The 19,978-nt window shown below is 68.8% G+C and carries 21 protein-coding genes; 12 read left to right on the forward strand and 9 right to left on the reverse strand.

The features are described 5' to 3' along the window. Positions 1 to 53: 53 nt before the first annotated feature. A complete protein-coding gene (locus ACH4XV_RS40435; protein ID WP_395798248.1) occupies positions 54 to 509 on the reverse strand; it encodes a hypothetical protein in 456 nt (151 codons plus the stop codon). 356 nt (positions 510 to 865) lie between these two features. Further along, the gene (locus ACH4XV_RS40440) at positions 866 to 1,399 is read right to left on the reverse strand and encodes a hypothetical protein (RefSeq protein WP_395798250.1); all 534 of its coding nucleotides are present in this window, start codon (positions 1,397 to 1,399) and stop codon (positions 866 to 868) included. Between the two features lie 339 nt (positions 1,400 to 1,738). On the opposite strand from ACH4XV_RS40440, the gene ACH4XV_RS40445 reads away from it, so the two are divergent. After that, positions 1,739 to 2,536: a helix-turn-helix domain-containing protein gene (locus tag ACH4XV_RS40445; protein WP_395798252.1), complete on the forward strand. Its 798-nt coding sequence runs from the start codon at positions 1,739 to 1,741 to the stop codon at positions 2,534 to 2,536. A 56-nt stretch (positions 2,537 to 2,592) separates the two neighbouring features. Here ACH4XV_RS40445 and ACH4XV_RS40450 read toward each other — a convergent pair whose 3' ends face one another. Both ACH4XV_RS40450 and ACH4XV_RS40455 read right to left on the reverse strand, forming a co-directional pair. Beyond that, entirely contained in the window at positions 2,593 to 3,447 is an 855-nt protein-coding gene (locus ACH4XV_RS40450) for a DUF5753 domain-containing protein (RefSeq protein ID WP_395798254.1), read from the reverse strand. Positions 3,448 to 3,480: 33 nt separating this feature from the next. Next, positions 3,481 to 4,029 carry a DUF6879 family protein gene (locus tag ACH4XV_RS40455; protein WP_395798256.1) on the reverse strand — a complete coding sequence of 183 codons (549 nt, stop codon included), beginning with the start codon at positions 4,027 to 4,029 and terminating at the stop codon, positions 3,481 to 3,483. Positions 4,030 to 4,800: 771 nt separating this feature from the next. On the opposite strand from ACH4XV_RS40455, the gene amcB reads away from it, so the two are divergent. Both amcB and amcA read left to right on the forward strand, forming a co-directional pair. After that, the gene (gene amcB, locus ACH4XV_RS40460; protein WP_395798258.1) at positions 4,801 to 5,895 is read left to right on the forward strand and encodes a cyclophane-forming radical SAM peptide maturase AmcB; all 1,095 of its coding nucleotides are present in this window, start codon (positions 4,801 to 4,803) and stop codon (positions 5,893 to 5,895) included. Then, positions 5,879 to 6,046, forward strand: coding sequence for a multiple cyclophane-containing RiPP AmcA (amcA, locus tag ACH4XV_RS40465; RefSeq protein ID WP_395798259.1), 168 nt, complete (start codon positions 5,879 to 5,881; stop codon positions 6,044 to 6,046). Before amcB ends, amcA begins: the two co-directional genes overlap by 17 nt. A 24-nt stretch (positions 6,047 to 6,070) precedes the next feature. On the opposite strand, the gene ACH4XV_RS40470 is transcribed toward amcA, so the two are convergent. The 4 genes from ACH4XV_RS40470 to ACH4XV_RS40485 all read right to left on the reverse strand — a co-directional run bounded on the left by ACH4XV_RS40470 (position 6,071) and on the right by ACH4XV_RS40485 (position 10,440). Beyond that, complete coding sequence (locus tag ACH4XV_RS40470; protein ID WP_395798261.1) at positions 6,071 to 6,730, reverse strand: pentapeptide repeat-containing protein; 660 nt, start codon at positions 6,728 to 6,730, stop codon at positions 6,071 to 6,073. A gap of 936 nt (positions 6,731 to 7,666) precedes the next feature. Continuing rightward, positions 7,667 to 7,873, reverse strand: a complete 207-nt coding sequence (locus ACH4XV_RS40475) for a DUF397 domain-containing protein (protein WP_395798263.1) — start codon at positions 7,871 to 7,873, stop codon at positions 7,667 to 7,669. Between the two features lie 23 nt (positions 7,874 to 7,896). Then, positions 7,897 to 8,631, reverse strand: a complete 735-nt coding sequence (locus ACH4XV_RS40480; RefSeq protein WP_395798265.1) for a DUF5753 domain-containing protein — start codon at positions 8,629 to 8,631, stop codon at positions 7,897 to 7,899. A 369-nt stretch (positions 8,632 to 9,000) separates the two neighbouring features. Then, positions 9,001 to 10,440 carry an NF041680 family putative transposase gene (locus ACH4XV_RS40485; RefSeq protein ID WP_395798267.1) on the reverse strand — a complete coding sequence of 480 codons (1,440 nt, stop codon included), beginning with the start codon at positions 10,438 to 10,440 and terminating at the stop codon, positions 9,001 to 9,003. Between the two features lie 152 nt (positions 10,441 to 10,592). Between ACH4XV_RS40485 and ACH4XV_RS40490 the strand changes: the two genes are divergently transcribed. The 9 genes from ACH4XV_RS40490 to ACH4XV_RS40530 all read left to right on the forward strand — a co-directional run bounded on the left by ACH4XV_RS40490 (position 10,593) and on the right by ACH4XV_RS40530 (position 18,917). Continuing rightward, positions 10,593 to 11,144, forward strand: a complete 552-nt coding sequence (locus tag ACH4XV_RS40490) for an ATP-binding protein (protein WP_395798269.1) — start codon at positions 10,593 to 10,595, stop codon at positions 11,142 to 11,144. Between the two features lie 1,155 nt (positions 11,145 to 12,299). Then, positions 12,300 to 12,701 (forward strand): hypothetical protein, encoded by a 402-nt coding sequence (locus ACH4XV_RS40495; protein WP_395798271.1) that lies wholly within the window; start codon positions 12,300 to 12,302, stop codon positions 12,699 to 12,701. Continuing rightward, entirely contained in the window at positions 12,698 to 13,417 is a 720-nt protein-coding gene (locus ACH4XV_RS40500; RefSeq protein WP_395798273.1) for a hypothetical protein, read from the forward strand. The genes ACH4XV_RS40495 and ACH4XV_RS40500 overlap by 4 nt, the downstream gene beginning before the upstream one ends. Further along, positions 13,414 to 14,082, forward strand: a complete 669-nt coding sequence (locus ACH4XV_RS40505; protein ID WP_395798275.1) for a hypothetical protein — start codon at positions 13,414 to 13,416, stop codon at positions 14,080 to 14,082. The genes ACH4XV_RS40500 and ACH4XV_RS40505 overlap by 4 nt, the downstream gene beginning before the upstream one ends. A gap of 405 nt (positions 14,083 to 14,487) precedes the next feature. Then, positions 14,488 to 15,123: a hypothetical protein gene (locus ACH4XV_RS40510; protein ID WP_395798277.1), complete on the forward strand. Its 636-nt coding sequence runs from the start codon at positions 14,488 to 14,490 to the stop codon at positions 15,121 to 15,123. A 327-nt stretch (positions 15,124 to 15,450) separates the two neighbouring features. Then, positions 15,451 to 16,284 (forward strand): hypothetical protein, encoded by an 834-nt coding sequence (locus ACH4XV_RS40515; protein WP_395798279.1) that lies wholly within the window; start codon positions 15,451 to 15,453, stop codon positions 16,282 to 16,284. Between the two features lie 40 nt (positions 16,285 to 16,324). Then, positions 16,325 to 17,740: a B12-binding domain-containing radical SAM protein gene (locus ACH4XV_RS40520; protein WP_395798281.1), complete on the forward strand. Its 1,416-nt coding sequence runs from the start codon at positions 16,325 to 16,327 to the stop codon at positions 17,738 to 17,740. Further along, positions 17,737 to 18,525 (forward strand): dTMP kinase, encoded by a 789-nt coding sequence (gene tmk, locus ACH4XV_RS40525; protein WP_395798283.1) that lies wholly within the window; start codon positions 17,737 to 17,739, stop codon positions 18,523 to 18,525. Before ACH4XV_RS40520 ends, tmk begins: the two co-directional genes overlap by 4 nt. Then, positions 18,447 to 18,917, forward strand: a complete 471-nt coding sequence (locus ACH4XV_RS40530; RefSeq protein WP_395798318.1) for an NUDIX domain-containing protein — start codon at positions 18,447 to 18,449, stop codon at positions 18,915 to 18,917. The genes tmk and ACH4XV_RS40530 overlap by 79 nt, the downstream gene beginning before the upstream one ends. A 348-nt stretch (positions 18,918 to 19,265) precedes the next feature. Here the strand turns inward: ACH4XV_RS40530 and ACH4XV_RS40535 are convergent, their stop codons facing one another. Beyond that, the gene (locus ACH4XV_RS40535) at positions 19,266 to 19,649 is read right to left on the reverse strand and encodes an HNH endonuclease signature motif containing protein (RefSeq protein ID WP_395798285.1); all 384 of its coding nucleotides are present in this window, start codon (positions 19,647 to 19,649) and stop codon (positions 19,266 to 19,268) included. Positions 19,650 to 19,978: the final 329 nt, after the last annotated feature.

Genomic DNA, 19,978 nt, shown 5'->3' on the forward strand with positions numbered 1-19,978 from the left:
TCGAAAAGTCGGATCGAGCCTCGAACAGGCGTCGTGTCAGGAAATGGAGGGGATCAGGGGCGGTAGTCGACGACGACGGCCTGCACCTCGGCCACCCGCGTGGCAACCTGCGCGGTGGTCCGCATCCCCGGCACGACCCCGGTCTGGCCAGCGCCCGCCCACGTCACGGTCCACTCGATCGTCGCGGACAGGGTGTACGCGGCGCCCGGCTGCGACGCCGACGAACGGACGTAGGTGTGACCGCAGTCCGGGGACGTCGACGCCGGGTCGAACCGGGTCGAGTACGCCGTCCCCGGCCCGGCACAGGTGACCGTCGCCCCGTCGCCTGTGGTCCAGATCACTCGCTGCGGCGTCGCGGTCGCGGTCACCGACACCCCCGGCACCTCCGCCGTCGCCGACACCGGAACCCACGACGCCGGAGCGATCCACAACCACGTCGGCACATTCACGATCTGCTCACCCAGCGGGTTCGTCGCAATCACCGGCGACGGCAGGCGCAGCTGCGACACCGCCGTCTGCGCCACCTCCTGCGGCGACGGCGGAGCCGGAGGGGCAGGAGGTACACCGGTGTTGCGCAACGCGGGAGGCGCCAACCCGGGAGCGGGATTGCCGAGCGGCCCCTGAACGGGAGGACCCTGCGGCGCGGTTCCGCCCGCGGTTCCGCCGGTACCCGCAGGCGTCGCGCCCTGTCCGTTACCGCCCGGGGTGCTCGTACCGGGACTGTTCCCGACATTGATCGTACATTGGGAGCCGTTGCAGGTGATGCTGCCGGTGCCCGTCCCGATGCGGCCGTCGGCGTGGGCCGGTGCCATGGTCAATGTCAGAGGAAGCATAACGAACGCCGCCACGGCAGCTGTTCGGGCCGCTAACACGTGCCTACTCCTTCCAAAGTCAGATGGGTAACCTTCCAGCCGTCTGGTGATTTGGTGACGACGGCCTCCCCTCGGTGGTGTCCTCCGGGAACGTCGTCGATCGGTTTTCCCGTAGTTGCCGAGTAGTTCAGCCATGTGGAGTCGTCCACGCAGTCCGCGACGGTCACCGACTCGGTGGTCTCACGGGTCACACGCGGGGCGATGATCGGCTCCCCCTTGGAGACGATGCCCTTGGAGTGGTTGTCCTTCGTGGTGACGACGAAGTAGCCCAGGGCTTGGTCCGCCGCGTAGCGGGGGATATCCGGTGACTGATAGTCGGATGTAAGTTGCGCTCGAGCGACGGCCGCCCACATATTCCGATAGGCCGTGAGGGCTTCCGCAGCCCAGGTCGATGTCGGTGCCGGGGAGAACGGGGTGGCCGCCGTGGGTGGCGTCGTCTTCTGCGCCGCAGACGAATCTCCCGAGTCGCATCCGGCTGTGATCATGGCCAGTACGGCCAACCCGATGGCCGCTATCGTGCCCCGCATATCCGTGTTCCCTTCTCCGCCGACATGGCGTGCTTCTCCGATTCGGTGATCACACGGCCGCGTCAACGTCCCATATAGTCGCTGACCTGCACAGGAAGCGGTAGGTCGTGGGGAACGGCCTACCGGGATGCACGTGCGGATATGCCTCCCTGATCTTGCCTATTCGATCTTTCGTCGCATGGCACGGCGCCTCCAACTGGGAAAACACGCTCGACGCACGTAATCGTCGAATGACACGATGTGACGCGCACAGCGGTAAACGTCGTGAACATCGGAGGAACAAACAAGTCGATTTTCGGTCGCCGCATCCGTGAACGCGACGACCTGGGGGGATGGACGTTGGAAGCCGACCACATCCGGCGCGAGGACCTGTGTCACCTGCTCACCACCTGCCGGGCCCGTATCGACCCCGGCGACGTACACCTGGGCCCACGCACCGCCGCACGGGCACCCGGACTGCGCCAGAACGACGTCGCCTCGCTCGCCGGCGTGAGCCTGCGCTGGTACGCCACCCTGGAACGCGGCGACCACACCGCTCCCCCCACCGACATGCTCCGCCGCGTGGCCGATGCCCTGCGGATGACCGCAGCCGAGCGCGAACGCCTGTCGCTGCTCGCGTGCCCTCCGGCCCAGGACCCGCCCCCGGAGACGGTGCCGGAAGAGCGATATCGCGAACTCCTGCACCGGCTCGAACCCCGACCCGCCGCGCTCTTGGACCACGCGATGAACCTCGTCGACGCCACCGCCCCGTTCCGCGCGTGGCTGGGAGCCTCGAGGGACGGGCCCTGGGTCAACGGACTGCTGTGGGCGTTCGGCCCGACGGCCGCCCGCCGCTTCACCGACGTCGGCCGACTGCGCGACACCGCGGTGGCGTTGGCCCGGGACCTTCGGGTGCGGCGCCCGTTCGACACCGACGTCACGGCCGCCCTGGAGTCGCTGCTCGCGCTGCCGGGCATCGCGCCGCACTGGCACAGCCAGGACGCGGCCCTGATCGAACCGGTCATCACGCACGAGGAGACGACCGAGGACGGCGCGGTCCACGAAGTACTCACGGTCACGACCCGACTGGCGGGCGGATGGAGCCTGTTCGCGATGTACGAGCCCACCGTAGCCGGCCCCTCACCGACCACGCCATAGCCCGCGAGTAAAGAGTGGCCTGTGCGAGTTGGACAGGTCTGCTTGCGGCGAGAAGGTCAGGTCAAGGTGTTCAGCGCTGTGCCGATCAATGCGCGGGCCTGGGCGCCGTGGACGGCGAGGCGGGAGAGTTCGGTGAAGGCGCGGAGGTAGCCGTTGACCTCGCTCGGGGCGGTGACGCGGATCTCGGCAGTGAGCAGTTCGATGCGTACCTGGAAGTCGTCGAGGAGGAGGAACGACTCCAGGGGCAGGATCGAGTCCCGGCGTGCGTGCATCGGCAGGATGCCCAGGGACACGGCGGGAAATGCCATCAGGGCCGCGAGGTGGTTCAGTTGCTCGGACATGACCACGTTGTCCGCGATGCGGTGGTGAAGGACCGCTTCATCGATCAGCAGCACGAATGTGCGCTCTGCGGGCGCCCGGACGATCGAGGATCGTGCGAGGCGCGCGGTCGCCGCCTCCTGCGAGTCGTCGGGGATGCGGTCGAAGCGGGCCACGGAAGCCAACAGGGCCTGCGCGTAGGCGTGGGTCTGCGCGAATCCGGGGACCACGTCACACCGATACTCGCGAAAGCGGCGCGTTCTTTCGAACTCGGCGGTGTAGGAGTCCTGGAGCCGACGCAGGCCACCCCTGTGTCGCCGCTTCCATTCCACGTACAGCGAGTCGACGTCCCGGGAACGGGCCAGCAGGTCTTCGACCTGGTCGTCCGCGCCACACACCGCGCACCAGATACGGATGTCCGACGGTGAGGGAAGCGTCGCGCCGGTCGTCAGACGGCTGGACTTCGACGCGTGCAACCCGGCTCGGGCTGCGAGACGGACGCCGTCGAGATCCGCGTTCCGCATGATCTCGCGCAGGCGCGCGCCCAACGCCGCGCGGGCGGCCTGGGCGCCGGAGGATGGTGAGGTGACCATGGCTGTGCGTACCAGCGGTACTGGGATCCGGGTTCAGCCGACTCGATACTCCTCGTGTGGAGTGGCCCGCTCCCACAACCGCTCGAACACCTCGGAGTACGCGGCGGCCCGCGCTGTTTCGCGCACCAGTTCGTGGCCGATCATGCGATTGTCACCGCCGAAGTGATGCAGCAGCAGGACCTGCTCATCGAACACCCAGCCGTCCAGCGCGGGCAGCGTCAGGTCGCCCGCTTGTGCACGAGGCAACCACCGGACCTCCTCGCCGGCCTTGATGTTCTGTCCGGTGCCGATGTGCTCGTAGCGGATGTAGTCCGAGATCGGCTCGGAAACCACCCGCAACCTGCGGAACGTGACACCACGACCGGTCGCCGCGACCACCTCGTCCAGGAACGGCCCCCACCACGCCGCCTCCTCCTCGTCCGTGATCCGTCCGGCACGCCACGCCTCGAAGTCCTCGTCCTCACCATCGACGGCGTAACTGTCCCGAGTTTCCCAATGCACTGCGGACGACCGGGCCACGCCCATCAGTCCGCCGAGCCGTTCGGTGAAGGGCGACTCATCCAGCGGTACGCTCGGCGACATCGGCAGCCTCCCTCAGAGGGCCGGCCAACCTCGCCGGCAGACGCACAACGAACTCCGAGTCCGGAATCGGTCCGGTGTGCCGGCACTGCGCCAGCAGTGCCTCACCGGGCGTCCACCCCTGGACGACGATCTCGCCGGTCTCGTCGTCCACCCACACCGTGGGCGACGCGCCCGTCTTGCTTTCCGGATCCTTCGCGATGAACCGTAAGGCCACGACGCCCTCCGAATCGACGGATGTGCACGGACTTCTACGACCTTCACCCCGCATGGCGACAGCGGTCAAGCTCATCGACACAACACGGCCACCGACAACTCGACTTCATGACGAACCAGCCCGGCAAGCCATACCTGCGACGTGACGGGCCATCGATCCGCCACACCACCCCGGGAGCCACCATCCACGCCACGACCACTTCGGCGTCGAGAGCCCAGGCGGACGATGACGGCCGCTGCGCGCGTGTTGGGGTCGGAAGGGCCGTGGTAGGCCCGAACACGTGGCAGCCGGCCACCGTGTTCGTCGTTGAGCCTTGGGCACCACGTGCGGCGATGCGACGGATCGTGGGAGCAATCGAGGCGTTCGATCGGCGATGAATCGCCCTGCACATCCATAGAAGGCTGTGGAGAACCCCCGCCGAGCGGCGGCACTCTGACTCCAGAGTGGAAAGCGGGAGCGACGGCGACGTACGACCAGTCGCAGGCTGATTTCGCCGCATCGGCGCACGTGCACGCACCTGGAGTCCTGTTCCACACCGCAACCGAACGGGGGTTCCGATGTCCTCGCGCCTGACGACCGTTCCGAACTCCGTGATCATGCAGCCCGGCACCCTGTGCAATCTGGACTGCCGCTACTGCTACCTGCCTTTTCGCAAGGCGAAGCACCTCATGTCGCCGAGCGTCGCCGAGAGCGTCGCGGCAAGCGTGAACCACTGGGCCGCAACCCGACCCGACTTCGAAGTCGTCTGGCACGGCGGGGAACCGCTCACCGTCGGCCGCGACCGCCTCGCGGCACTCATGCGCCCGTTCCGGGGCGTCGTACACAGCGTGCAAACCAACGCCACCCTGATCGACGCCGCGTGGTGCCGCTTCTTCCGCGACCACGGCATGCGGGTGGGCGTGAGCATCGACGGACCCGAGCCCATGAACGCCGAGCGCGTCACCCGGTCCGATGCACCGGCGTTCGCACGGATCCTGCGCGGCATCGACGCCCTGCGCCGCCACGGGATCCCGTTCTCGGTCATCGCCGTCGTCGTCGACCCCACGCCGGCCGTCGCGCGGGAGCTGTACGGATTCCTCGCCGACCTCGGAGCCGACGTGGCCGGCATCAACATCGAGGAGCAGGAAGGCGCCAACACTCGGCGTCGGTGGCACGACACGGAGAAGACGACCGCGTTCTGGGACACCATGGTCGCTGCGTGGCGCGGCGACGGCCGGATGCGGGTCCGCGAGATCGACCGGGTCCTGTCGTTCGCCGGGGCCGTCCTGCACGGTGACCGGCCCGACGGCTCCGACAGGTTGGACCCGCTGCCGACTATCGCCTACGACGGCTCGGTGGTCCTGATCTCGCCCGAGCTCGCCGGGTTCGACGACGAGAGATTCGGGACCTTGACGACGGGGAACGTCCGCCACACCCCGCTGGACATGCTCCTGGACGAAGCCGCCGACCGCACCGCATGGCTGGCCGAATTCCTCGCCGGTGTCGATGCCTGCCGGGCCGGCTGCCCGTACTACGCGTTCTGCGGCGGTGGCCACCCCGCGAACAAGTACTTCGAGCACGGAGGCCGCCTCGACGGCACCCGCACCCGATACTGCACCGCCTCGAAGATCGCCCTCGTAGAAGGAGTTGCACGCCATGCTCGCACTCGCTGACCGCATCGCGGCCGACCCGGAGACCTGGTGGCCTCTCGTCGCCGCCGCCCGCACCACTGTCGCCCCGGCCGGGTTCGACAGCCGCCCCACCTGGGACAACCAGGGTCAGCGATTCGACAATCGGCCGACCTGGGACAACTGGAGCAAGTAGCCGAACCGCCGGGCAACGGGCGGATCAGCGTGCAACGAGGAAGCCCGCCTCCGCCGCGAGTTGCTCGGCCACCTCGCGCGCCTGGTCCCCGTCCAGGGTCGCCCCCCGCAATGTCATCAGCCCGCGCACCCCGTCGAGGCGCGAACCACGCACATCCGCCCCGCGCGCCGACGTCGCCTCGAACTCGGCACCCGACAGGTCGCAATCACGGAAGATCACCCGATCGAACGAACCGGACAGCACGGCATCCTTGAACGAACACCGCTCGAACACCGTCCACGCCCGGCCACGCTCGCGGCCCAGCGCCATCATGTCGAACCGCGTGTCCACCGCGTACACGTCGTCGAGCGTGCCGCTCAACGCCAGACCCACAGCCCGACAACCGTCCAGCTCCACCCGGGACATCCCGACATCGCGCCACCGCGCGTTGGACAGATCACAGCGCCTCATCACGACGTCCGCGAGCCGCAACGGTTGGATGTGCGTCTCGCCCAACCCGACGTCCGTCAACGACCCGTAGGTGATCGCACCTTCGGACCGGACCCCCGTGTGTGCACCGCCCTCGACGACCACCGCCGTCAGGTCCACGAGACCCTTGAACAGACCCGGATGCTCCTCCAGGTCCACGGCCTCGAGGTTCGGACGCTGTACGGACCGACGTTCGCCGAAATCGCGGAACTCCATGACCGCCAGGCTAGCCGGAGCGAGCACCACAGGAGGGCGGCCCGGTCGCCAGCGCACGCCACGCGTTCGGTGCCGCAGCTCGGTGGTCTCCGCCTGTTCGGCCTCCGGGCTCAATGGCCTCCACGAGCAGTTGGCGGCGCATGCGTCACATCCCGTCGTACGCGAATCCCCGGAGACCGGATGGACCCTTCCCGGCGGCGAGCGCCGCTCGGAGTGGACAGGAGCGTGGGCGAACCGGGTCACCGTCGTCGATTGGCGAACCCAGCCCGCCCGACCCGCCGCAACGAAGGGGCCGAACCGTCAGCCTCCCCCGCGCGCACCGCCCGAGGTGCGACGCCGAGTCCCCGGGTCGGCGCACTGGCACCCGGTGGCTGGGCCGCCGAGACTCGGGTCATCTGGCATCCGTGTTCACCGGTGGCGTTGCGGTCGATGGCCGAGGTGTAGTCGCCGTTGCGAAGGCATCTCCCCAGCCGTGCGGGAGAGCGCCCGCGTCCGCGAGGAGGCGGGCGATCCCTGTCGTCACCTGTCGTCTCTGCGATAGGCGCCGGGCGGAACCGTTCGGGTGGTCGTTCAACCCGCCCGGCGTGGGCTGCGAATTCCCTGGTTTGATCCGTGCCTTGTCACCACCGTGGTCGGCCATGCGGTCCTCCCTCGGTCTTTCGCCCCGGCCCGGGAGACGGAGCGCTTCGTCGCGTCGGGTCCTCCCGGGCATGGCGTAATTCACGCGGGAGGGTGGTCTGTCGCAACGTACGGGCGACACACACGGACGTTCATCACAACCAGCTGGACTGGCGACGCCACGTGATGCGAGCGGAACGTATGGGCCCAGGACCAACCTGCGCGGCGTGAACCTCTCCCGTTTCGTCGGGCATGAGCGCTACCGTGACGCGGTGAGGACGCCCCCCATTCGCCGGGGCGTCCTCAGTGGAACAGCGCTTATGCAATCGCAGCTATGCACGCCGCAAACGCGCTCGGTACGAACGTGAGCGCAGGGCCCGAGGGAACCTTCGAGTCCCGGACGGCGATGGATGGCGTGGGTAGCGGGGCGACTTCCACACACTGGCTGTTGTTTCCGGTGTACGAGCTGGTGCGCCAGGGAGCCCCGGATAGTTCCGTGGCATCGTCGACGTAGGCGTGGCTCATGTCTCTCGCTTTCTTCCGGTTGATCAGACGAGGCTGCTGATCAACGCGCGGCTGTCCTTGGGGCTGAGGGCCGAGTTTCGCAGTTCGATGAACAACCTCCGCAGGTGGCGTAGTTCGAGCGGGGCAGTGATGGCCGTTGCTCCGCTGACCGATTCACCGAAGGCCAAGTCCCCCTCGCCGTAGGGCATCTCGTACAAGTTGAACGTACCCGTCTGCGTACCGTTCTCCCCAGCCGCGTAGGGGATGACCTGCACTGTGACGTGCTCCAGGTGGTCGACCACGTCGAGCAGATGGCGGATCTGGCCTCCGTAGACGTCCGGGCCACCGACGACGAAGCGCAAGGCTGCTTCCGTCACGATCGCCTCGAGTCGGAGCGGGCGATCGTCCCGCAGGCGCTCCTGCCGCTTCATGCGAACCTCGGTGAGCGCATCCACCTGGCCACGGCTCAGGTCCGCCGAACCCATGGCGTTGACGGCGAAGGCGTACTTCGGCACTTGGAGCAGAGCCGGAACAAGAACGGTCTGATAGTCGAGGCAGCGCAGCGCTACGGATTCGGCTTCCAGTAGACGCGCATATGCGCTTCCGACGTTGTACGTGGCCCACCACGGGGCCTCGGCTTCGTGTGCCTGTTTGCGCAGCGACTCAAGGGCAGCGATTTGCTGCTCGTCGAGATTGTAGACCTTCGCGAAGGCATTGATCAGCGTGCGCGTCACGATCCGCTTGCCGGTCTCCAGGCGACTGATGTGCGCCCCGAGCATCGAAGTTTTGCCGCGACCTGTGCGCCGGTCATCTCGCTGTCCCTCCGGTGCTCGCGAAGGAGCTCCCCAAGCCTGCGACGAGCATTGCCGGTCGTGGACGGATTCATGAACTCACCTTCTCCGAAAGCCTGTTCGCTATCTCGCGACTTGATCGGATCGAGTCTGAGGGTAGTGGCCTTCCTCGTCACGTGACAGCGACTCGGTAATTCTTGGTAAGTACCGGTAAGACACCCTGTCGGCTTGACCGTGCACCCACGATCGGACAAATCTGTGGGATGTGACGGACGGCGTTTCTCCGCTCACACAAGATCTCCATCTGGGCACGGCGGTCACCGTACGCCGTTCTCCGACATGCCCTGAGCTTGGTCTTTATCCTGTGCGGTCGTGGTGGGCGGTGAGGGTGCGCTCGCGTTTGACGGTCTTGCCGACGTCGTAGCGGGGTGCGGGTCGAAGATTCCTGGAGCCGGGAGGGCGTCCCGGGCCGGGTTTTCCGGGTTTGGGTGCGCCGGCCGGCTGGGCGAGGTTCGGGCGGATGTTCCTGAACCCGCGGCGGACCCGGGCCGGGGTCAACCTTCCGGGTTCGGCGGGTTTCTCCCAGGGGCGACGCAGGTCCGCGGCGAGCGAGCGGGCCAGCCGCAGATGGGTGTGGCAGGCGACCACGAGCCACGTCCAGCGGTCGGCCGCCTGGGGCGTGCGGATCCTCGGACGGGTCCATCCCAGGGTCTGCTTGAACAGGCGGAAGGTGTGTTCGAGGTCGAATCGCCGGAGGTAGGAGCGCCAGTGGCGGTCGACGTCGATCGCCGTGCCGCCGGTTTTCGACGACCACAGCCAGACCGGCTTGGGGTCGCGGTCACCCGGTAGGCGGTCGACACGCAGACGGACCAACGTGCCCTCGACGACGGGGAGTTCGCCGTCGTGGTCGAGCCAACTCGTGCGGTGGGTCAGCCGTGGGTGCATCCGGTCCCAACCGTCGGCCCGGGCGGTGCCGTAGCGGGTGGTCTCGGTGACGGTCGCGTGGGTCGGAGCGGACCAGGTTTCGGGTCTGTCGAGCGCGAACGCGGGACCGTGTTTGGGCGGGCGGCCGTTGGTGCCCGGCAGGCGGGGCGGTCTCGGGTGGAGCATCACCCGGTCCGAGCGGATCCGGCCCAGGATCTCGACGGGCAGATCCGCCAGGACGAACGCCAGGCGGGTGGCGTCGTAGCCGGCGTCCATGACGACGACGATGTCGGGATCGCCCTCGCCCCAGTGACCCGCCTTCGTCAACGCGGCCACCACGCGGCGAAGTTGGTTCGCCGTCACCGCCGTCGCGTCGTCCGCGGGGCCCAGGCGGACGACATCCAGGATCGCGGTCCAGGACGTGCGTCCGGACTCCAACGCGGCGACGAACGAGTACGGCCAACCGGGGACCAGCTCGGATTTGCTTTTCGCGCGGCCGTAGACGTGGCAGAACAGCCGTTCCGCGCTGGTGGGAGCGTCCGAGCGCAACCAGGGGCTGACGTCCACGGCGAGGACGATCCGGCCGTCCGCGCATCTGGGCAGCGGCAGGCCCGCCAGGACGGTCCGCAGGCGTTCCTCGTCTACCCGACCGCTGTTCAATCCGTCGTAGAGGGCGCCGTGGCCGCGACGGTGTTCGGGTGTGAGGGTGAGGTCGACCAGGGACGTCACGGCACCGTCGGCACACGAGAGCGCGTCGGTCAGCTCGAACAACGCGTCCGCGCGCGTGGTGAGACAGCCGTGGAAGTCCGTCCTGAAGCGTGACAACACGTTCAGGGACTCGACGCGGGCGGGATCCTGCAGAAGACTCGTCACAGCGGCCGTTCCTGTTTGCTTCGTTACCAGACATTTCGAAGCTTGCAGGGCGGCCGCACTGCTGTCCGCCAAACGCACAAACCCCGGCAAGACCAACCTTGCCGGGGTTAAAGATCAAGCTGAGCACCTATCGAGCAAGGGGAGTTCCTGCCATGCCCACCCAAGACGCACCGTCGAACCACCCGGCATCCATAGTCAAGCTACCTATGTCGAGCCGAGCGCCGGCGCTGGCCCGCGTTCATGTTGTCGGCGTATGCCGTGCGGTTGGCCTGGATGACGAGCGGACCGACACGGTGATGCTGGTGGTCTCCGAGTTGGTGACCAATGCGGTGAAGCACGTCGGTACCGGCATGGTGACCCTGGAGTGGATAAAGCGTGACGACCAGCTCCTCATCGGCGTTGGGGACGACGCACCCCATCGCTCCTTGTGTATCGATTCGAGCACCGACACCAACAGTGAGCACGGACGCGGACTACGGCTGGTTATGACGCTGGCTCGGCAGTTGGTCGTGCTTCGCGGTGACGGGTTCGCGGGCCAGGCTGCCCAAAAGATCATTCGTGTCGCCTTCGACTGCCCCGAGCGCATAGAGCCCGTGAACAGAAACCACCTCGCACACGGCGTTGGAGTCGATTCCCATGCAGGAACGGCCGAAGCCTTCCGCTTCTCCCGTCTCCAAAGCGGTGATCGGATACAAGTCGCCTGAAGCACCGCCGTCATCGCGGATGACTTGGGACCACCGTAGCTGAGCGCCTGTTGAACCCGGCCAGGCCACTCACGACCAATCCGCCAACTCCGTGGCCTGGAGAGCGGCAACCACGATGGTCACCCGAGACCCCGCCGAAACAAACAGTCCTGACGGACCGTCACCCCAACGACTCTCGCGACCTGCGCCGTTTGCGGTTCAGGTAGCGAGTCGGCCGCCAGGAGCCCGGGATTTCCTTCCTGGCGGCCACCCAACCCGCCGGCCCGTAATCGGCGCCACGGCGGTGGCACCGCGATCCGGAGGTCACCGCCATCGGCACTGCCGCACCCGTGCTCTGTGGACGAGACAGAGCACGGTGGGTCACGGCTCCTCACAAAGGCGTGAGGATGCGCCCGCCCCGGACCGGGGGGCGTGGGCGGGGCCGGTGTGGGCGGTGCCGCTGTTCCCACGCGCACCGCCCGCACCGACACCGGGATATCGCGTGCCGCCGCACGCACCCGTTTCCCGGCCGTCTCCTGTGCCGTCGGCGCGTTCGCCCCCACCTCCGCGAGCGCACGCCGGGTACCGGCCGGGCCGTCGTCCACCGCCCCCCGGTGGACGACCGGCGGGCGCCGCGACCCACCGGAACGGCCGTGGCGTCCGCCGTACTTCGACCATCGATCCGTCTGGAGCAAGCCGTGAACGAGCCCGACCCGCCGCAGACATCCGGGGCCAGGAATATCCGGGCGGCACGCAACTCCCCGCCGGCCACGACCCTCGCCGTGTTTCCCGGACTTCGCGCGTGGGCTTCGGACGGCCTGCTCGACGCCCACGTGGCCGCGGTGCGGTCCGACTACGACGAGCAGTGGCTGGGCAATCTGGCGCCCTTGGAGTGGGAGACGTCCGTCCCCACCGTGGGCGTCGACCCGGCGTGCCTGGGCCCGGCCGCCGAGGCGATCGGGCGGCTCGACGGGGCGTTTCATCGCGCTCTCGTGTTCGAGCCGACCACCGATGGCGGTGCCGTCCTCGCGCGGGCGCGGGACGGGGGGTTCGTGGTGGCGCTGGAGGTGTTCGCCGACCAGCGCCGTGGCGACCTCGAACGGGCCACGCGTCGGCGGGCTGGCACAGGGAGTCGACGGCCGCTGATTCCTGGTCGATGTCGAGAGGGTCGTGGCCATGGCCCCGGGGACGGTCGTGTGGTCGCTCGAGCCCAGGGACGTCCGCGTCGACTGCACGGGTGCCCCGTGGTTGGTGGGGTGCGGAGACGCCCCGTCCTACGGGCCGTTCGGGATGAACCTGGCCGACGTCGTCAGCTGCCTGGGCAGGTACAGGCCCTCCTGTGCGGTGTTGGGCGAGGCCGTGGACCACTACAACAAGGGCTTGGCGGCCGTTCTGGATACCGGTGCGCCGTACCTGACCGAGCCCGGGTTCGCCGTGCTGGTGGAGACGGCCGCGACCGGCCCGGTCGGCACCTGCGTCGGCGAGCCGGAGCAGTGGTCGGCGGTCCGGCCCGAGGGGTTCGCGATACTGGTCCGGTTGGGTCTGATGAACCTGCGGGCGTTGGGGAGCGGCTCGTGAGCGGCCCGCGCGCGGACATGCCCGATGTGGAGGTCAGCAGGTACCCGATCCGCGGGCAGGAGCGCCGTCACCTGAGCGACTCCAAGCAGTATCACCTGAGTGTCCCGGGCATGGGCGGCTGCACCCACCCCGTCACCGACGTCGTCAGCCTGACCCCGGCGGAGGCCGAGGCGGCCGTTCTCGGGCTGCTCGCCACGTTCCCGATCGCCGATGCCAACCGTGTTGCCGCCGAACACCTGGCCCGTTTCCCCGCCACGTTGCGGGACGCGTCGCCGGACGGCGACGCGTTGATCCGGGTCGCCGGAGGCCGTGCGCCTCGCGGACGCCTTCCCCGCTCCCGGGCAGCGCCGCCGGTCGCGGACGGAGGTGGCCGCGACGCTCGGTACGCTCCCGGCCGCGGCATCGGACGGAGGCGCGCGGTGAAAACGCCTCGGGCCCGTCCCTACGTTCCACAACATCCGCTGTTCGTCCCGAACGAGACGTTCCGCCCGTTCACTCCGCCGGCCCACTCGGTCACCGCGTCGTGTGTGGCGCATCCCGCCACCCCTGTCGTGTTGACGTGGCGTTTCAACGTCTTCGACGCGACGGGCCTGCCCATGGTCCTGACGGAGCCCCGGCACCTGACGCGCCCGCCGGCTTTGACCCTGTTCCGGCACCTGCGGGATTCGCTCCTGGGCACCGGCTTCACCCCCGATGAACTCGGAGGCACCACATGATCGTCGCGGCACCGGCGAACGCCGTCACCCCGCCGTTTCGGTCCAGGAGCCGGCCCGGCTCGCGCGCCCGACGGCTGATCGCCATCGAGGGCGGCCCCGGGTCCGGGGTGACGGCCGTCGCCGCCTGCGTGCACCGGGAGTTGGGCATCACGACGGTGCCGTGTCCGGACCCCCGGTTCGTGGACCTGTCCTGGGAACACCCCACCATCGCCAACGGCACCCGCACCATGCTGTGGCGGGCGGCCCTGCGCTGCGTCACCGAGCATCCGCACGTGCTCGACGCCCCCGGCGAGGTGCTCATGGCCGGCTACACCGTCACCGCCATGGCCGCCTTCCTCACCGATCTCGACCCGGACACCGCCGACCCGGACGAAGAGACGGCCAGGCTTCAGCGTCATCTCCCCCCGGCGGACCTCACCATCCACCTGTGTGTGAGCCCCCACGAGGCGATCCGCCGCCTGGACGCCGCCGAGAACCCGACCCCGCGCCATCGGGGCATGGTGGCCTTCAGACACCTTCTCGTGGATCGCCTGCACGCCCAGACCCGCATCGCCGCCGCCTTCCCGGGCCCGGTCGTGGACACCGACCACCGCAGCGTAGAGGACGTCGCCGACACCGTGACGTCCCTGATCTGTGAGACAGGTCCAGGCTCCGACCCCGCCTGAACGCCCACCCCGACCGGACTGCGGCGCCGGCCGCCACGCACTCCTGCGACGCCGTGCGTCGCGCCCACGCGCCCGACCGTGTCCCGTTCCCCGACGCCTTTTTCCGCCACTGTTGTCCACCGCTTCGAGAGGACGATCCGCGTTGTCACCGTGCACGCCCTGCCCCCGCTCCGGGACCCTCCACGCCAGCGCGGGCGCCCTCGCCCCGGTCGCCGTCCTCGAACGGTGCGGCGGCATCGCCTCCGGAATCGCGGCCGCACACCCGGCGAACAATGGACACCTTCCCCGGGACCGCCCGGCGCACGTCGACCCGCCGACCCCACTACCGGCGGCCTCGCCCTGCGTCCCACATCTGCCGGCGCCCGACACCCTTCCCGTCCCCGTGTATCGACCGGCACGGTGATCATGAGCGCCGCCAAGAACCCGAAGCGCACCGGCCACCGCAAACCCGCGATCCCGGTCCCCTACGTCAGCACCTGGAGCGGGGAGACCCGCGACAACCGCGATCTCCAGGTCGACACTTTCGGTATCTCCTACCTGCCGCCGCGACCCACCGACCGCGACGACCGCGGCGTCCTGTGGGCCCGCTACTCCTCCCGACCGGGCCGCGGCCGCCCCGACCTCGGACTCGTCCACCCCCAACGCCAGCGCAAAGCAATGGAACTGCTCCTGTGCCAGGTCTCCGGAAAACCGGCCGACGTCGACGAACGGGGCGTGTTGTGGCTGCTGGAGGACCGCCGCGGCGACTGGGCGGACTGGCCCAACGGCCTGGAGACCACGCATCCGCCGATGTCCCGCGCGGGCGTCGAGCCATCCCTGCGACGGTGCCCACACCTGCGCCGCGGGGCGGTGAAGGTGCGCGTCGCGGCATCGGTGGTCACCGGCGTGTACGGCACGCTCTGGAGCATCGACCCGCGTACCCGCACCACCAGTTCCACAGCGAAGTCCCTGACGTTCGATTCACCCCTCCTGCCCTGGATGCAGGCCCGCCAACTGGTCCGCATCCTGCACGGCTGCACGATCGTCAACGACGAACCGTAACCGTCCCACCCACGGGACCCGCGTACTTCACCGGGTACGAACACGCCGCATCCCCGACGCGGCGCACCTCGTCGGCCTCCGCCGCCACGCAACGAACGGCACGGGCAAGCGCCCCGTGTATCCACCGCGCCACGGTGATCGCCTCACGCCGGCGGGGGTTGGGAGTTCTCCCTCCTGTCCGACGTTTCGGTTCCCCACAACGAAAGGGCGGCAAGGCTCATTACCCGGGAAAGGGCCCAGAGGGTGACATCACGTCGAAACGCATCGCGGGGGCGCCGAGTCGGGACATGCTGTCCGCATGCCCCACCGCCTCGCCGAGGAGCACTCGTGACGGTCACACCGACCACCGACCATCCCGCCTGGACCACCGGCCCGACCGGCTCGCGTGTACGCCTGCTGGACACCGGATCCGGCCTGTGGCTGGCCACGTTCGACCCGGGCGAGGGTCTGCGGCTGGACGTCGTCACCGGCGAGGACGACCCCAAGCCCGCCGTCACCGTCACCGAACCCGATGAACTACCCGCGGTGCCGAAGCCCTTGAGCACCGCGTTGAAAAGCCTGGGCACGGTGGTGCGGGTCCCCAACCCATCTCTGTGGGAGGCGATCAGCACCGCGATCCTGCGCCAGGTCGTTCGAGCCGCGCAGGCCCGCAAGATCCATCGCGCCTGGTGTACGGCCCACGGCCCCGTCGTGGAGACCACCGCGGGCCGCTTGTCCACCGCCCCCGGGCCGGAGACGGTCCTCGCGCTGCCCGAGGAGGCGTTCAAGAACGTCGGCGCCCTGTTCCACCGCACCGCGCTCCAGGCCGCCGCGCACGCCTATCTCCAACACGCCGACCGGTGGCGGACCCTGCCCGCCGGCGCACTCGTCGAGGCGTTGGACGAGGTCCCGCGCATCGGCCCGTGGACCGCCGCCGCGGCCGCCGCGGACTTCACCGGCGACTTCTCGATCTACCCGCACCACGACCTGGCCGTCCGCACCTGGGCCCGCCGCATCGTCCCGGACCATCCCTGGCCCGCCACCGAAAAGGAGTTCGGCACCCACTGGCGCCGATGGGCCCGCACCGACCGGCAGTTGCACGCCCTGACGCTGTTCACACTCACCTGGGGGACGTCACATGCCGACCAACGGCAGTACGGAGGCACCACGGCACAGCACTGACCTCATCGCCGGAGCCGACCCGACACGGACCCTGGACGCCGTGTTCGTCAACGCTCCCCTGCGCGACTACACCGTGCGCCCACGCGTCAACGACTACACCCTTCCCGTACTCGGCATGGCCTACATCGCCACCCACGCCCGGCACGCCGGCCACAACGTCGGCCTCCTGGACGCCGAGGCACACGGCCTGGGCATCGACGAGAGCGCCGCGATCGTGAACCGGGCCCGACCACGCTGGGCCGGATTCAACCTCCTCGCCCCCACCTATGCCCTCTCCGCCCGCATCGCCCACGCCCTGGACCCGGACATCAAAATCATGGCCGGGGGCCACCACGCCAAGGCCATGCCACACACGGTGCTGTGCGATCCGCGCTTCGAACGACTGACCGCCCTGGTCCTGGGCGAGGGCGAAACCCGCGTCGCCGCACTGCTGGACGACCACACCCGCCGCGCCGCACTCCCGCAGGTGATGTGGCGCGACCCCCACCGAGACGCCATCGCCGTCGGACGCCACCGCGGCGACCCGAATCCCTGGCTGTCCCCGGACGTCGAGCAACTCCCCCTCGTGGACCGCGCGTTCCTGCCCCAGGATCCCTACCGGGCGGCCGACGGACGGGTGGAGGCGAACATCGTCGGCTCGCGCGGCTGCCCCTACGACTGCGGCTTCTGCGGCGCCGCAGTCTCCATGAACCGCGACCTCACGATCCGCACCCGCACCCCGGCGGGCATCCTCGCCGAACTGGACCACCTCAACGCCCGATACGGCGCGACCGCGTTCCGGTTCGTCGACGACCTGTTCCTCGGCGCCGAACGGATCATCCGCACCGCCATGGACGCCTTCACCGGCGACCACACCGGCGAGCGCTACGTCTGGGACGCCACCGGCCGCATCAACGTCCTGCACCGCCTCGACGACGCCATGCTCGACACCCTCGCCGCCAACGGCCTGCGCGAGGTCGCACTCGGCATCGAATCCGGCTCGGACCGGGTCCTGGCGATGATGGACAAACGCATCACCACCGCCATGACCCTCACGGTGGCCCGCCGCCTGATGGAACGCGGCATCGACGTCAAGGGCTACTTCATCCTCGGCTACCCCGACGAACACACCGCGGACCTCACCGCGACCGTCGCACACATCGAACACCTGTGGGCCCTGTCCGACCGCCTGCCCGGCACCTTCCGCGCCTCGGTGTTCGAGTTCCGCCCCTACCCCGGCTCACCCGTATGGAACCGGCTCGTCCGGGCCGGCCACGACCCCGACCGCATGCAGGCCTACGAAGACGTGGACCTGACCGACGACGGCGCAAACGAAGGCATGCGGCAGCGCGACGAGTTCAACTTCTCCGTCGGCATCGCGTTCTCCCAAACCCCCCTGCCCACCCTCCGCCGCCGGCTCGCCGACCTCACCCGCCGCCAATACGCCCGCACCCACCCCCCGACGGACGCCCGATGAAGGCCCCCGGATACTTCCTGACCGTGGACGGCCCCGGCGGAGTCGGGAAATCCACCACCGTCACCGCGATCACCCACCGACTGCGCGAAGCCGGGCACACCGTCCACCCCACCACCGAACCCTCCGGCAGCGCCCTGGGCATCGCCACCCGACGCCTGGCCCAGGAGGTACGCGGCACCGCCCTGGCCCTGCTCGTGGCCGCCGACCGACACCACCACCTCGACACGGAGATACGCCCCCACCTGGCCGCCGGCCACACCGTGGTCTGCGACCGCTACCTCGCCTCCAGCCTCGTCCTCCAACGCCTCGACGGCGTCCCGGCGGAGTTCATCCGGGCCATCAACACCGGCATCACCCTGCCCGACCTCGCCGTCGTACTCACCGCCCCCGCCCCCACCATCACCCGACGCCTGCACACACGCGGATCCCACCACCGCTTCGAGGACGACCCCGACAACGTCACCCGCGAACTCGACCTGTACGAACAAGCGATCACCACCCTGCAGGACATGGCCATACCCGTCCTGCGCCTGGACACCGACACCATCACCCCCGCGAGTGTCGCCGCCGCGATCGTGCACGCGACCGGAATCACCTCGGCTAGGGTCACCCCCGACCACGTCCCCCCACCCGAACAGAGAACATGGACCCCACCACCCCAGTCATCGACGTACACCTCATCCTCCGCGACGGAGACAAGATCCTCCTGTCCCAACGCGGCGGCCCCTACGGGTATGGCCGATGGCACGCCCCCTCCGGCAAACTCGACCCCGGGGAGACACTGACCGCGGCCACCGCCCGCGAGGCAAACGAGGAAACCGGCGTCGTCGTCGACCCCGGCCACCTCCGTCTCGTCCACACCGTCCACCACCACCAAGGCAACGACGCACCCGACCGCATCGGCTTCTTCTTCGAAGCCACCACATGGGAGAACGAACCCGTCAACCGCGAACCCGACAAATGCCTCCGGTTGGCGTGGTTCGCCGTGCACGATCTGCCCGAGGACCTGATCCCCTACCCGGAAGCGGGACTTCGCGCCTACCTGCACGGCGACACCGGCATCACCATGCACGGCTGGCCGCATCCAGCGAGAACCACCCCGGAAACCGAACCACCAGGCCCGGGTCCGTCCGGGTTCGACCGGACCGAACGGTACTTCCCCGCCGGAAAGGCATAACCGATCCGAATACGCCAGTGCGACACACGAAACACGTGCGGCAGTCCAGCCGTCACGGCAACGGTCATCGAGCTTCGGCGTCGAGCCTCGCACCTGGGATGCCTTGAACCGATCGATTCGACAACGGCGTGGCCCGGCCGCCGAGGTCATCGCCCTGCGGCGGGGCCGCCGGGGAGGAGCTGTTCGGCGGCGAACCCGCGCGCAGTCATGGTTCCCCCTGTCGGGTTGCCAGTGCTCTGCTGCGTGGACCGGCGTGGACGCATACGAGGGCATCGTGGTCTCAAAAAACAGCACGTTCGTCTTTTCCTTGAACGACCCTCGGACTTCCGGAAGAGATTCGGTGCGTGTTCAGGCCCTTGAGATGCGATGCGAGTTCCAGTGTCGGGGGAGCCACGCCTGGTGATTCCTATGGAGGGCAATGTGCACGGCCTGTCCGTGCAGGGAGGCATTGCACGGCTGCTTCACGAGATAGTCCGAAAGCTCCAGTACTCCGGTCTCCGGGGCGACGCAGACGTGCCTGAGATCGAAGAGACGATGGACATCACTGCGCAGGAGCAGGCCTCTCTGGTCGTGGTGTCGTCCTTCCTCGGCGTAGCTGTACGGATGTGCCGCCTCGAGCATCAGGGCCGGAGTGGGGCCGGTGAACGCGCAGACCTCCCCTTGCGTGGTCAGGAGCCTTTTGCGGGACCGGGTTTGCGTACACGTACGATCACCTTGCCTGACCTCCGGCAATGGTCTCGATTCCGTCGCCGACGATGCGCATCTCGGCTTGTCGGCCGCAGGACTGGACGGCCGCCTTCAATACGTCCCAACGCAGCTCGCAGGCTGAGTTGGGAGCGTTCCTTGTCTCGACGGTGTGAGCGGGCCCCCGGCCGGGGTGGGCCCGGCGCGTGGCCTACGCGGTGGATCCGGGCGCGGCTCCATGCACACTCTGCTCCGCCCGCAGAGTCAAGTCGTCTTCCCGGCACGGCATTTCACGGCGGCAGGATGCAAACGGGAGATGGGTAACGCGTGTTACCCAGAGTACACGCGCCGTTACCCTCACAGGTCACCGCTGCGCC

Source organism: Embleya sp. NPDC020630, assembly GCF_044334985.1.
In the GTDB taxonomy this organism is placed as follows: Bacteria; Actinomycetota; Actinomycetes; order Streptomycetales; family Streptomycetaceae; genus Embleya.